This is a genomic window from Sinomonas humi (genome assembly GCF_000802235.1).
Classification (GTDB): domain Bacteria; phylum Actinomycetota; class Actinomycetes; order Actinomycetales; family Micrococcaceae; genus Sinomonas; species Sinomonas humi.
The window spans coordinates 85,363-98,815 of the sequence record NZ_JTDL01000016.1 but is presented as its reverse complement, the minus strand read 5'-3'; the positions used below and the strand labels follow the sequence as shown (position 1 = coordinate 98,815).

General features: G+C 67.2%; 10 protein-coding genes and 1 pseudogene. 3 read left to right on the top strand and 8 right to left on the bottom strand.

The annotated features are described in order from the left end of the window. Nucleotides 1-788 (bottom strand): annotated as a pseudogene (locus LK10_RS01490) (acetoin utilization protein AcuC); the annotation flags it as partial. A gap of 86 nt (nt 789-874) precedes the next feature. Between LK10_RS01490 and LK10_RS01485 the strand changes: the two are divergent. The 3 genes from LK10_RS01485 to proC all read left to right on the top strand — a co-directional run bounded on the left by LK10_RS01485 (nt 875) and on the right by proC (nt 4,528). Next, entirely contained in the window at nt 875-2,287 is a 1,413-nt protein-coding gene (locus LK10_RS01485; RefSeq protein ID WP_043119535.1) for a TrkH family potassium uptake protein, read from the top strand. A 37-nt stretch (nt 2,288-2,324) separates the two neighbouring features. Then, nucleotides 2,325-2,963 (top strand): potassium channel family protein, encoded by a 639-nt coding sequence (locus LK10_RS01480; protein ID WP_043119576.1) that lies wholly within the window; start codon nt 2,325-2,327, stop codon nt 2,961-2,963. A 734-nt stretch (nt 2,964-3,697) separates the two neighbouring features. Next, a complete protein-coding gene (gene proC / locus LK10_RS01475) occupies nt 3,698-4,528 on the top strand; it encodes a pyrroline-5-carboxylate reductase (RefSeq protein ID WP_043119533.1) in 831 nt (276 codons plus the stop codon). A 266-nt stretch (nt 4,529-4,794) separates the two neighbouring features. On the opposite strand, the gene LK10_RS01470 is transcribed toward proC, so the two are convergent. From LK10_RS01470 to LK10_RS01440, 7 genes are all read right to left on the bottom strand, one after another. After that, nucleotides 4,795-5,613 (bottom strand): sugar phosphate isomerase/epimerase family protein, encoded by an 819-nt coding sequence (locus LK10_RS01470; protein WP_156143980.1) that lies wholly within the window; start codon nt 5,611-5,613, stop codon nt 4,795-4,797. Nucleotides 5,614-5,651: 38 nt separating this feature from the next. Next, entirely contained in the window at nt 5,652-6,671 is a 1,020-nt protein-coding gene (locus LK10_RS01465) for a Ppx/GppA phosphatase family protein (RefSeq protein WP_043119531.1), read from the bottom strand. Nucleotides 6,672-6,678: 7 nt separating this feature from the next. Further along, nucleotides 6,679-7,212, bottom strand: a complete 534-nt coding sequence (locus LK10_RS01460) for an SseB family protein (RefSeq protein ID WP_052206821.1) — start codon at nt 7,210-7,212, stop codon at nt 6,679-6,681. After that, a complete protein-coding gene (gene topA / locus LK10_RS01455; RefSeq protein WP_043119530.1) occupies nt 7,209-9,977 on the bottom strand; it encodes a type I DNA topoisomerase in 2,769 nt (922 codons plus the stop codon). The genes LK10_RS01460 and topA overlap by 4 nt, the downstream gene beginning before the upstream one ends. A 174-nt stretch (nt 9,978-10,151) precedes the next feature. Beyond that, entirely contained in the window at nt 10,152-10,835 is a 684-nt protein-coding gene (locus LK10_RS01450; protein ID WP_081998195.1) for an ArsR/SmtB family transcription factor, read from the bottom strand. A 61-nt stretch (nt 10,836-10,896) separates the two neighbouring features. Continuing rightward, nucleotides 10,897-12,495, bottom strand: coding sequence for a DUF7059 domain-containing protein (locus tag LK10_RS01445; protein ID WP_231567543.1), 1,599 nt, complete (start codon nt 12,493-12,495; stop codon nt 10,897-10,899). Nucleotide 12,496: 1 nt separating this feature from the next. After that, nucleotides 12,497-13,345, bottom strand: coding sequence for an aldo/keto reductase (locus LK10_RS01440; RefSeq protein ID WP_043119569.1), 849 nt, complete (start codon nt 13,343-13,345; stop codon nt 12,497-12,499). Nucleotides 13,346-13,453 lie beyond the last annotated feature (108 nt).

The window sequence follows — 13,453 nt, the reverse complement described above, 5'->3', positions numbered from 1 at the left end:
CCGCGAGGACGGGCGACGGCGTGGAACGCGCGCAGCCACCCGCCGTCGCCCGTCCTCGCGGGGAGCGCGACGTTCACGGCCATCCCGGCCGCGTCGGGGCCGCCGATCTCGTGCGGGAACCCCGTGCCGGGGAACAGGCTGAGCCCACTCTCGTGGAGCGAGACCGTCAGGACGCGCGGATCGTTCCAGAAGACGCCCTGCGTCCCGTCGCCGTGGTGCACGTCGACGTCGATGTACGCGACCCGTTGGATCCCGCCGTCGAGCAGCCGCTGGATCGCGAGGGCCGCGTCGTTGTAGATGCAGAAGCCGCTCGCGTGGTCGGCAGCCGCGTGGTGCATCCCGCCGGCGAAGTTGACGGCGTGCTGAGCGCGGCCGTCCAGGACGGCGTCGGCCGCCTCGAGCGAGCCGCCCGCGATGCGCGCGCTGGCCTCGTGCATGCCCGCGAACGCCGGGTCGTCTTCGGTTCCGAGCCCCCGGGCCGGATCGGACGACGACGGGTCCTCGCTCGCGCGGCGGACGGCGGCGATGTACTCGCGCGTGTGGACGGCGGCCAGCTCGTCGTCGCTCGCGACGTGGGGCTCCACGACCGAGACGCGCGGCAGGGAGAAGAGGCCCAAGTCCTCGCAGAGCCGGGCCGTGAGGTCGAGCCGGCTCGGATGCATGGGATGGCGGGGGCCGAAGTCGTAGTCGCAGAGCGACTCGGACCACGCGACCCTGGTCTGGTAGTCCGGGCGGCGCGCCGCACCCGAGGCCGCGGTCGAGTGCTGCGTCGGTGCGGCGTCGGACATAAGTTCAGGCTACCGGAACCGCATGGTTTACTGGTCCGGTACGGCCTTCGGCCGCCCAAAAGACCCGGCATGAAAGACGGTTGAGCGTGGTACAGACGGAGTCGTCATGGCGGCCCACGCCGCCGGACCAAGGCCTGGGCCCCTTCACGGGGCTGCGTGACTTCGTCGACAGGCTCGCCGCGTCGTCGCCAGCGCGCCTCGCGCTCCTCTCCTTCTTCGGGGTCATCGTCGTCTTCACGCTCCTTCTGTCCCTTCCGTTTGCCGCCGCGGACGGTCAGGTGACGCCGCTCCACCAGTCGCTCTTCACTGCGACGTCCGCCGTGTGCGTCACGGGCCTCACGGTCGTCTCGACGGCCGCGCACTGGTCGACCTTCGGACACGTCGTGATCCTTCTGGCGATCCAGATCGGCGGTTTGGGCATCCTCACCCTCGCGTCGGTCCTCTCGCTCGCCATGAGCCGCGGCCTCGGCGTCCGCGGGAAGCTCATCGCACGGGAGGCGATGAACAACGCAGGCCGCCTCGGCGAGGTCGGCAGCCTGCTGAGGGTCGTCGTCGCGACTTCGGCCGCCATCGAAGGCATCCTCGTCCTGTTTCTCGCCCCTGCTTTCATGGCGCACGGCGAACAGTTCGGGCCCGCCGTCTGGCACGCCGTCTTCTACGCCATCTCGTCCTTCAACAACGCGGGCTTCACCCCGCACAGCAACGGCCTGGTGCCGTACCAGTACGATCTCTGGGTCCTCGTTCCGCTCATGGCCGGCGGTTTCGTCGGGAGCCTGGGGTTCCCGGTCCTGCTCGTGTTCCTGCGCTTCAAGGCTCGAGTGCGGTTGTGGACGCTGCACGCGAAGCTCACGATCGTCGTCTCGGTCATCCTGCTCGTGCTCGGCGCCATCCTGTGGGGCGGGATGGAGTGGAACAACGCCCAGACCATCGGGAACATGCCCTCCGGTGAGAAGGTCGTGCAGGCCATCTTCGCGTCCGTCATGACGCGATCGCTCGGGTTCAACCTCGTCGACATGAATCACCTCACACCGTCCACGCTCCTGCTCTCGGACGCACTCATGTTCGCCGGCGGCGGCTCGGCGTCGACTGCGGGCGGCATCAAGGTCACGACCGTCGCCGTCATGTTCCTCGCGATCGTCGCCGAGGCGCGCGGTGACCGCGACGTCCGTGCGTTCGGGCGAACCGTTCCCCAGGAGGTCATGCGCCTGGCCATCAGCGTCATCGTCATGGCCGCCACGCTCCTCATGGTCGCGTGCCTGCTCCTGCTCGCAATCTCCGGGCAGAGCCTCGATCGCGTGCTCTTCGATTCGATTTCCGCCTTCGCGACGGTCGGGCTCAGTACCGGGCTCACCTCGGAGCTTCCTCCCGCGGGGGTCTACATCCTCACTGCGCTCATGTTCTTCGGCCGGGTCGGCACCATCACGATGGCCACGGCCCTGTCCCTGCGTCAGCGCAGATCGCTGTACCACTATCCGGAAGAGAGGCCGATCATTGGCTGACAAGAATCCCTCGGGCCGGCCCCACCCGAACGCGCCCGTGCTCGTCATCGGTCTGGGCCGCTTCGGTGCTGCCACAGCTCAGCAGCTCGTCAAGCAGGGCCGCGAGGTTCTCGCGATCGAACGCGACCGGGATCTTGTCGAGATCTGGGCTCCCGTCCTCACGCATGCTGTACAGGCCGATGCGACCAACATCGAATCGCTCCGCCAGCTCGGCGCGCAGGAGTTCCAGTCCGCCGTCGTCGGCGTCGGCACGTCGATCGAGTCCTCCGTGCTCATCACGGCCAACCTCGTGGATCTCGGCATCGAGCACCTCTGGGCCAAGGCGATCACGCCGTCCCACGGCAAGATCCTCTCCCGTATCGGCGCCAACCACGTCATCTACCCGGAGTCGGACGCTGGCATACGGACCGCGCACCTCGTGAGCGGGCGCATGCTCGACTTCATCGAGTTCGACGACGACTTCGCGATCGTCAAGATGTACCCGCCGAAGGAGACGCAGGGATTCACGCTCGCCGAGTCCCAGGTGCGGGCGAAATACGGCGTGACGGTCGTCGGCGTCAAAAGCCCTGGTGAAGACTTCACGTACGCGCAGCCGCACACTAAGGTCAGCAGCCGCGACATGCTCATCGTCTCGGGCCACGTGGACCTGCTCGAGCGGTTCGCGGCCCGCCCCTAACCCCCCAAGCGCCTCCTCCAAACGCATCGTCCAAGGGTCACCTCCCGACGGTGCCCACCCGTCCAAGCGTCACCTCCCGACAGTGCCCACCCATCCAAGCGTCACCTCCCGACGGTGCCCACCCGTCCAAGCGTCACCTCCCGACGGTGCCCACCCATCCAAGCGTCACCTCCCGACGGTGCCCACCCATCCAAGCGTCACCTCCCGACGGTGCCCACCCATCCAAGCGTCACCTCCCGACGGTGCCCTCCCGTCCAAGGGTCGCCCGACCGTCGTCACGTGACGCTTGAATGCTTGAAGACCGTCGGTACGTGACGAATGGACGACGACGACGGCGCGCCCCTCCCGTCCAAGCGTCACCTCCCGACGGTGGCCTCGCCTTCCGGAGGGGCGCCCGGCCGTCGTCACGTGACACTTGAACGCTCGAAGACCGTCGGTACGTGACCAACGGACGACGACGCCGGGGTGCCCACCCGTCCAAGCGTCACCTCCCGACGGTGCCCGACGCCCAAATCACGGCCTTAACGAGTAAGGCGCTGGCAGAAGCGGGGAAGGTGGGGGACCAATATCCGCAACTGCCAGCGCCGTGCGACCGCTTGGGGAAGCGGCCGCTCCATCACTCGCACCCTGTGAGGTATTTACAACAGTAGGCAGCCTTCTTGTGAGTAGGCCCCAGCGCAGATGTGAAGAAGCTGGGAATGCGCGCCGGGGGCCGCTGCTGGCAGGATGGGCACATGAGCAACAAGATCGCCTTCCTCGGCTGCGGCTCCATGAACGAGGCCATCATGGCCGGCCTCCTTGCCGCGGGCTTCCCGAAGACCGATGTGACGGCGACGGTCCGCCGCCGCGAGCGGGCGGCGGAGCTGGCCAAGCGCTACGGAGTGACAGTCATGGCCACGTCCGAAGAGGACGACGCGAATCAGCAGGCCGTGCGCGGCGCGTCGCTCGTGATCCTCGGTGTCAAACCCGTCGGGATTGCCGACCTCGCGCGTGGGATCGCCCCTGCGCTCTCGCCGAGCGCCGTCGTCGTCAGCGTTGCCGCCGCGGTCTCGATCGCCCAGCTCGAAAGGGCGCTGCCCGAAGGGCAGGCAGTGATCCGCACAATGCCGAACACTCCTGCCCGGCTCGGCCGCGGAGTGGTCTCGATCTCCGGCGGCACCCACGCCACCCGGGAGCAGGTCGAGAAGGTGAAGGGCCTCTTCGACAGCCTCGGGCTCGTCGTCGAAGTTCCCGAGGCCCAGGTCGACGCGGTGAGCGCGGTGAGCGGGTCCGGCCCCGCGTACGCGTTCTACCTTGCCGAGGCGATGGCCGACGCCGGCACGCGCCTCGGGCTGGACCCGGAACTCTCGCTGCGCCTCGCACGCGAAACGGTCGTGGGCGCGGGCTTCATGCTCGCCGAGCCAGGCGCCGATCCCATTGCGCTGCGTCGCGCCGTCACGAGTCCGAATGGGACGACAGAGCGTGCGATCGCGACCTTCGACGAGCGCGGCCTGCCCGGCATCATCGCGGACGGCGCCCGCGCTGCGGCCGAACGCTCCAAGGACATCACTCGCGAACTTGGCTGATCCCGGCCCCCCGCCGACTCCCAGCTTCCTTGCAGAGTTCGGTGAGGAATCGTCCAGCATTTCTTCCTAAGATCAAATCACTCATTAGGTGCGAGTGAAGGGCCCTTCCGGCAACGGAACGGGGCCGGGCGCCGGACGGGTGCAGGAGATTCCCCCCAATGTTTCCTGCATTCCGCCCGGCGTTTCTCGTTTAACCCGGATAGCCCCGACAACCCCGATTTGCCCGCTCAGCCCGGCGTCGCCCCAACAAGACAACGACGGCGGCGCTACCGCCCGCGCTGCTGGGCGTCGCTGCTCTCCGTGAGTTGGCCGAGGTGCCTTCGGGCGAACTCGAGGGTCGCGCCCAGCATCTCCTCCCGCTCCCCCGCGAAGCGCGCCTTGCGCGTGCTGATCTCGGCGACGATCACGCCGTCGAACGCCGAATCCGCAAGGTACGCGAGGCACTCCGCCACACGCTGCGTCCCTTGGCCCGGGAGCAGGTGCTCGTCGCGGAACGAGAGCCCGGAGCCGTCCGTAAGGTGGATATGGCGAATGGTGTCACCGAGAGCCTTGAGTGCTTCGAGGCTGTCCTCGCGAGCCGTCGCGGCGTGCGAGAAGTCCCACGTCACGTCACGGTACCCCTGGCCTACCGGGTCCCAGTGCGGGAGATACGCCCGCGCGTCCCGCCCACGGACCCGCCATGGGTACATGTTCTCGACGGCGATGTGGACCTCGTACTCTTCGGCGAGGTCGCGGACCCCTACGGAGAAGCCGTCGGCGTAGCCGGTCTGCCACCGGAACGGCGGGTGGACGACCACCGTGTCGCAGCCGACGTCGCGAGCCATCGCGCACGACCGGCGGATCTTGTTCCACGCACCGCCCCACACTTGCTGCGTCAGCAAGAGCGTCGGGGCGTGGATCGAGACGATCGGCTGGTCGTACCGCTCGGAAAGGTGGATGAGGGCGTCTGGCTCCTGGCTCGTCGAGTTGTTGGTCACCATGACCTCCACCCCGTCGTAGCCGAGATCGGCGGCGCAAGCGAACGCGTCGTGAACGCTCAGGGGGTAGACGGAGGCGCTCGAGAGCGCGACCGGGACGTCAGGCATGCCCTTTGACTGTCGCCACTGGGGCTGCTCCGCGCCGCTCATCGGGCGCTCCAAGCAGGGTGCTGCATTTCGATGCGTCGTCGCTCACTCGCGATCGGCCGTATGTGATCGGGTGGCGCTAGCGGCCCATCGAAGACGAGCTGGTCGAGGCGGCGCAGGATCAGCCCCTCGCGAAGGGCCCACGGGCAGATCTCGAGCTCGTCGACCTCGAAGAGCTCCATCGCCGCCTCGGCGACGAGCGCCCCGGCAAGGACCTGGAGCGCGCGCGCTTCGGAGACGCCGGGCAGATGGACCCGGTCTCCTGAGGCCATCGCGGAGATCCGCTGTGTCCAAAGGCCGAGGTCGGTGCGCTGCAGGACCCGCCGAACGTAGGGTCCGGCTCCGCTGGGCGCGGCTCCCGCGATGCGGGCCAGCGAACGGAACGTCTTCGACGTGCCGGTCACGAGGGTCGGTTGGCCAAGCTCCTTGAATGCGTGCACTACCGGCTTGAGCGTTGAACGGATGTACCGGCGGAGTTCCTTGACCGACTTCGCCGTCGGCGGGTCTTCGGAGAGCCAGTCCCGCGTGAGCCGCTGCGCTCCGAGGGGCACCGATTCCGCGATGTCCGGGAGGGAGTCGTTGCCCATCGCCATCTCGAACGAACCACCGCCGATGTCAAGGGAGAGGATCTTCTCGCGCCCCCAGCCATACCAGCGCCGCACAGCAAAAAAGGTCATTGCAGCTTCCTCGCGCCCTGTTAGCTCCTGGAGCGTCACACCTGTTTCGCGGTGAATCCGCTCGATCACGGCCTCGCCGTTCGCGGCCTCCCGGATGGCCGAGGTACAGAAGGCGAGCAGGTCCTCGGCATCGTGCCGGCCGGCGAAGTCCCGCGCTTCGTGGACGAAGTCGATGAGCTCCTGCTGGCCCTTCTCGCTGATGCTGCCGTCGTCCTCAAGGTGCTTCACGAGGGAGAGCGGCCGTTTGTGCGAAGCGAAGGCCACCGGCTGCGCGCCGGGATGGGCGTCCACCAGAAGCAGGTGCACGGTGTTCGAACCGATGTCGAGGACGCCTAGACGCATGAGCCTATTATTCCCCGCCCGTCCCCGGCGCGCTTTCCCGCGCCGCATCGATCTCATCTTCAGTTGCGGGCCTGAAGTCCTTCAGGATCGCCGCCACCTGCTCTGCAGCGAGTTCGAATCCGAACGCACTGCCGGGATTGAGCACGACACCGAGTTCAGTGCCCAGATTCTGGAGGAGAACCGCTCCCTGGGTTGTCACGACTGTTGGAGCGTGCTCGAGGAAGTCGGGCCTGATGCGGGCCGCGTCAGTGAACGCCGCGACAAGAGGCTTGCCCTCGGAGTTCGTCAGAATGAGCGGCTCGACGTATTCGGTCTGCCCCGGCACGGGCTCTGGAACGAGGAGGCACACGAGGCTGTTGAGGAACACGAGCACCGGTTCCGCATTCTCGGCCTCACCCTTCGAGGCCGAGTCGAGTGCGGCCTCCAGTTCGTTGAGGGGTGCCGGATCGAGGTGAGGAGCGGACGACGGCGATCGCTCGCCGGCCGCCGTCGTCGCGCCGTCGTCCGTGCTCTCCCCGGGAAGTTCCTGCTCGTCGCTCATTTGGCTCCTGCCTTGGCTCGGGTACCGCCTGTGGTGCGCCGTGCGGGTCGCTTGACCGGTCCCTTCGCGCGCTTCTCGGCGAGGAGTTCGACAGCGCGCTCGCGCGTCAACTCCTCGATGGCCGTGGCGCGGGGCACCGTGATGTTGGTGACGCCGTCCGTGATGTATGGGCCGAAGCGGCCCTCCTTGACGACGATCGGCTTGCCCGACTCCGGGTCGTCGCCGAACTCTGCGAGCGGCGCGGCTGCCGTCCGGCCGCCTCGCGTCTTGGGCTGGGCGTAGATCTTGAGCGCGTCCTCGAGCGTGATCGTGAAGATCTCCTCTTCACTGCCGATCGAGCGCGAGTCGGAGCCCTTCTTTAGGTAGGGGCCGAAGCGCCCGTTCTGCACCGTGATGACGTTGCCTTCTTCGTCATTGCCCAGGGCCCGCGGCAGGCTCATGAGCTTGAGGGCCTCGTCGAGCGTGACGGTGTCAACACTCATGGACTTGAAGAGGGAAGCCGTGCGTGGCTTGACCTTCGCTGGCTTCTTGGGCGGCTTCGGCTTGCCGTTCTTGTAGTACTCGACCGGCTGGGCGGCGAGCTGCTCCGGGGTCGGCTCGGGGATCACCTCGGTGACGTAGGCGCCGTACCGGCCGTTCTTCGCGACGACGGTGTGACCCGTGAGCGGGTCGGTGCCGAGCACGCGTTCCTCCGGGCCGGCGCTCTCCATGAGCTCACGTGCCTTGTCCGCCGTCAGCTCATCGGGCGCGAGGTCCTCGGGGACGTTCGCGCGTTCGGGGACAGCATCCTCTGGTGCATCAGCAGGCAGCGGCTTCTCGAGGTAGGGGCCGTACTTGCCAACGCGCAGAACGATGCCCGGCGCGATCTCGACCGAGTTGACCACGCGAGCGTCGATCTCGCCGAGCCCGTTGACGATCGTCGTGAGGCCCGGCTTGCCCTCGCCGCCGAAGTAGAAATCGCTGAGCCACTCGGCACCGGCCTGCTGCCCGGCGGCGATGCGGTCGAGGTCCTCCTCCATCTCGGCCGTGAAGTCGTAGTCGACGTAGTCGTGGAAGTAGTCCTCGAGAAGGCGCACAACGGAGAACGCGATCCAACTCGGCACGAGTGCGTTGCCGCGGGTTCGGACGTAGCCGCGGTCCATGATGGTCGAGATCGTCGCGGCGTAAGTCGACGGGCGCCCGATGCCCCGCTCCTCAAGCGTCTTGACGAGCGACGCTTCCGTGTAGCGCGGCGGCGGGGAGGTCTGGTGGCCGTTCGGGGCAAGCTCGAGGGCGTCGAGGGGCTGACCCTTGCTAAGGGCGGGAAGACGACCACCATCGGTGGCTCCGGATCCGTTCTCGGTGTCCTCGCGGATCTCGTCGCGGCCCTCCTCATAGGCCGCGAGAAAGCCACGGAACGTGATGACCGTGCCGGAGGCGGAGAATTCAGCGTCGCGTCCGGCGGCTTCGCCGGAGCCGGCGACGGCGCCGAGACGGACGGTTGCCGTCGAGCCTTTCGCGTCTTCCATCTGCGAGGCGACCGTGCGCTTCCAGATGAGCTCGTAGAGCCTGAACTCGTCGCCGCGCAGTTCCTTCGCAACCTGGGCGGGCGTACGGAACGAATCACCCGCGGGGCGAATTGCCTCGTGGGCTTCCTGCGCGTTCTTCGCCTTCGAGGCATAGACGCGAGGGCGCTGCGGAATGTAGTCCGGGCCATACAGCTCCGAGGCCTGGCGACGAGCGGCGCCGACCGCTTGATCGCTCAGAGCTGTCGAGTCGGTACGCATATAGGTGATGTACCCGTTCTCGTACAGCCGCTGCGCAACCTGCATCGTGACCCTGGCCGAGAAACGGAGCTTGCGAGCCGCCTCCTGCTGGAGGGTCGACGTCGTGAACGGCGCGGCCGGACGCCGCGTATAGGGCTTTTCTTCGACTGAACGAACCGTGAACGCCGAATTCTCAAGGCCCTCGGCGAGCGCACGAGCCGTGGTTTCGTCGAGGAGCACAGCATTGCGGGCCGTCAGGTTCCCGCGATCGTCGAAGTCGCGCCCAGAAGCGACCTTCTTGCCGTCGACCGTCGCCAGCCGCGCTTGGAAGCGTTGGCCGGGAGCGCCGTCGTTCGCTCCCGCTGCCTGGGGGGCGAGCGTTGCAAGGAGGTCCCAATAGTCGGCAGTGCGGAACGCCATGCGCTCGCGCTCGCGTTCGACGACGAGGCGGGTCGCCACGGATTGGACGCGCCCGGCGGAGAGGCCGCCGGCCACCTTCCGCCAGAGAACGGGGGAGATCTCGTAGCCGTAGAGGCGATCGAGCACGCGGCGGGTCTCCTGCGCGTCGACGAGCGACTCGTCGACGTCGCGCAGTTCCGCCATGGCGCGCTGGATTGCCTCCTTCGTGATCTCGGGGAACGTGAGGCGGTGCACGGGCACCTTCGGCTTGAGCACCTCGAGCAGGTGCCACGCGATGGCCTCGCCCTCGCGATCACCATCGGTGGCGAGGTAGAGCTCGTCAGCGTCCTTGAGCTTGGCCTTGAGCTCCGCGACCTTCTTCCGCTTCTCCGGGGAGACGACGTAATACGGCTCGAAGTTGTGCTCGATGTCCACGGCGAACTTCCCGAGCGAGCTCTTCTTGAGCTCGGCGGGGAGGTCGGACGGCTGCGGCAGGTCGCGAATGTGACCCATGGACGCGTCGACCTCGAAGCCCTCGCCCAAGTACTGGGCGATGGTCTTGCTCTTGGCCGGCGACTCCACAATCACGAGCTTCTTGCCGGATCTAGCCTTCGTGGCCACGCTACTCCTCAGGACAGCAAACGATGCAGGGCGAGCGGCTCAGGGGCCGCCCGACGGCGCGACGGCCCCACCGATTGATGACGCCCTGCGCGCAAGTCCCTAGTTCACCATACGACGGTGACCGGTGTGCAAGTGGAGCCGTTCGCCTTGTGGAGAAACCGACCAGGCCGTCGACTAGGCAGGATTGCCAGTCGCGGCCTTGGCGGCCGCTCGACGCACAGACGTCTTGCCCGCCGGCTCGGCTGGCTCGCGGACCTCAGGAAGCATCGACCACAGGACGTACATCCGTTCGGTTCCGGGAGGAGTCGCGTCGATCTCTTCCTGATCCTCGACTGCGGCCTGATCGAACTCGTCGAGCAGTTCGGACATGCGCCGCTTGAACTCGGCGCGCTGCTCGAGGCTCAGCTTGAGGACGTTGCCCGAGACCATCATGACCGGTGACTCGTCCGGTTCCCCACGACGCCGCGCGGCCTCGCGGTGCTTCGCGTGGCTCGCAATCCGCTTGCGCAGGGCATCGAGCTCCATGTCGACAATGGCAAGCCCCGGCGTCTGGCCCGTCGTTGCGGTGTCGAGGTTGAGGTCGGTCCCAGCAGCCTTCCAACGCCGCTCTCGGCCATCGCCGTCGTTGGGCGCGTCTACCACGATCCCCCACTTCTTCAGCGCCCTGAGGTGATAGCTCATCGCACTCGGTGTGAGCCCTGTGAACGCCGCGAGTTCCGTCGCAGTCCAACTCTTCTGGCTCGAGTACAGCTCATTGATGGCAGCGAGCCGTGCTCCGTGGGCCAGTGCCCTGATCGCCTTGGGGTCCGTGATCCGCACGGGGTTCTCAGTGCGGGGACTGCGCTTCTTCTCGGTCATGTGCTTCTTACTTCGTGGGGTGTGGCTGTTATTTACGCCACATCTCTCCAAGGATGTCAAACTATGCCTTCACAAGGAACCCGTCGAGGATCAACTCCCTCACCGCTTGGACGAGATCGCGCCGGAATTCTTCGTCGTCCCGGCCCAGAAGGGCGCCGAGTGCGCCCGCAATCTGCCCGACTGCGAGCTCGCCGTCGCACGCCGAGACAAAGCCTGCCTGCTCGGTGCTCAGAAGTGACGTTCGCCGGAACCCGGCCCCCTGTCGCAGGAGGATGACTCCCGGATGCTCGGCCCCCGGCCTCTGATGGCGTTCTTCCGTCACATCGTCCGCCACCACGAGATGGGCTGCCTCGAGCCCCTCCGTTCCGAGGCGCTCGAGCCAGTCCGCGCGTTCTACGGCAGCCTGCCAATAGGGCCCGAGCGGCTGCTCGAGAGGATGGGCCAGCTCTTCGTAGCGATCGAGTCGGGCCTGCCCTGCGCTCGGGCGGCGGAACCACAGCATCCCGAAACCGATGCCAGAGGTATTCCGTGTTGCGAAGTCCTCCAGGTAGGCGGCGTACGAGCGAGCGTACGCTTCGACGTCCCTCTGCTCGGAGGCATCCTGAAGCCACGTTTCCGCATACTGCTCTGGTCCGACGTGCTCGCGTTGGACGATCCAGGCATCAAGCTCTTTCGGAACCCACGATCGGATGCGTTCGTGCCACGCAGACCCCTCGCGGATCTCCCAGTTTCCGAGCATCTGGGCGGTTCCCCCCTCGGCCAGGACGTCGCCGAGGCCTGAGACGAGTCCCCCGACCAACTGGTCCCCGGGAAGGCCTGCATCCCTGTATGTGAATTGATCCTGCGCGGTCTCACCTGCAACGCGCGGCGTGATCACGAAGGGAGGATTCGAGACCACCATGTCGAAGAGTTCGCCCGCCACCGGCTCGAGGAGCGAGCCGAGCCGGAGCTCGACACGCTCCTCGAGTTGCTCGGGGTCGATCGCCAGCGTCTCGGCATTCAACAGGAGGTTGAAGCGCGCGAAGGCGAGCGCTCGCTCCGAGATGTCCGTGGCCACAACGTGGCGTGCGTGCCGTAGCAGGTGGAAGGTCTGGATCCCGCACCCGGTACCCAGGTCCAAGGCGTTCCCGACGGGACGCCGCGCGGTTGACTGAATGAGGGTTGCGGACGCATGGCCGATCCCCAGGACATGATCCCTGCGCAGGACGCCGGCCCGCTGGTGGGCCGCGAGGTCAGAGGCGACCCACAGGCGGACCTCGCCTTCCTCTTCGTCCCACGCATAGGGACGGAGGTCAACGCTTGCGCGGAGCAGACGGGACCCCTCGGCCTCCTCGGCAAGACCCAGCTCGAGGAGGCCGCCCACGCGGACCGCGGGGAAGGCCGCTTCGAGCTCGTCGGCCCGCACCTCCTGCCTCAGCAGGAAGAACCGGACGGCGGTGGCCAGGGCGTCCGGCTGAGTCCTCTTCGCACCCTGGACCCTTCCTTCGAGCGCGACAAGAGCGGGAACGATCTGATCACGCGCGAGGGCTGCATGGGCCGCCGGGCCGAGGAGGTCCGCAACACCGCCGACTGTGTAGCCGAGGCCGGCAAGCTCCGCGGCAAGATCCCGAAGGAGGCTCAGGTCCTCGGAACGGGGTGCGTCGAGGGTGTCGATTCCCACGCTAGACCTGTGGCATCTGGGTGTGTGCGGCAGTGGCCGGGTCGGAGCCGATACGAGCGTCTGAGTCCAGTGCGTCGATGGCTGAGACTTCCTCCGCCGTGAGGTCGAGGGTGGCCGCAGCGAAGTTCTCGCGCATGCGTTCGGCGCTCGTCGTCTTCGGAATGACGATCGTGCCGTGAGCGAGATGCCATGCAAGCACGACTTGGGCCGGCGTCGCCTCGTGGGCCCGAGCGGCGGCGGCTACCGGGTCCGCGGCCAGGTCCCTGCCCTGCCCCAAGGGGCTGTAGGCCTCGACGGCGATGCCCGCTTCCCTGGTCCGCTGCGCCGTCGCGGGCTGCTGGAACGTGGGGTGGAGCTCGATCTGGTTCACCGCGGGCACGACGTCTGATTCTCCAAGGAGACGATCGAGGTGCTCGGGAAGGAAGTTCGAAACTCCGATTGACCTCGCCTCACCTTGGGCGTAGATCCGCTCAAGTTCCTTCCAGGCAGCCGCATAGAGGTCCCGGGAGGGAACGGGCCAGTGGATGAGGTAGAGATCGATCACGTCCAAGCCGAGCGCACGCCGGCTCGCGTCGAACGCTGCGCGGGGGGTGTCTTGTTCTCCGTTGCGGAGCTTCGTCGTGACGAACACGTCCTCGCGTGCAATGCCGGTCGCGCGGAGGGCGGCGCCTACCCCGGCTTCGTTCTGGTAGGCGGCGGCGGTGTCGATGTGTCGATAGCCGGCCTCTAGCGCGGCTTCGACTGCTGCCTGAGTCTCCGCAGACGGCACTTGGAACACGCCGAACCCGAGCTGTGGGATCTCCACCCCGTTGTTGAGGCTTATGTTGCTGACTGCACCGGGCTGGCCCACGGAGTCTCCTTCGATGAATGATCGCTGCTTGTCCACGCTATAACGAGTTCCCGACAGGATTCGCCCCAAAACCTCGCTATGTGGACAGCCCTTCACCTCGAGGGCCTT

Coding starts and splice junctions, on each gene's coding strand:
- LK10_RS01450 (WP_081998195.1), bottom strand. CDS start 10,835: ATGACCGAGAAGAAGCGCAGTCCCCGCACTGAGAACCCCGTGCGGATC.
- proC (WP_043119533.1), top strand. CDS start 3,698: ATGAGCAACAAGATCGCCTTCCTCGGCTGCGGCTCCATGAACGAGGCC.
- LK10_RS01465 (WP_043119531.1), bottom strand. CDS start 6,671: ATGCGTCTAGGCGTCCTCGACATCGGTTCGAACACCGTGCACCTGCTT.
- LK10_RS01460 (WP_052206821.1), bottom strand. CDS start 7,212: ATGAGCGACGAGCAGGAACTTCCCGGGGAGAGCACGGACGACGGCGCG.
- LK10_RS01470 (WP_156143980.1), bottom strand. CDS start 5,613: ATGCCTGACGTCCCGGTCGCGCTCTCGAGCGCCTCCGTCTACCCCCTG.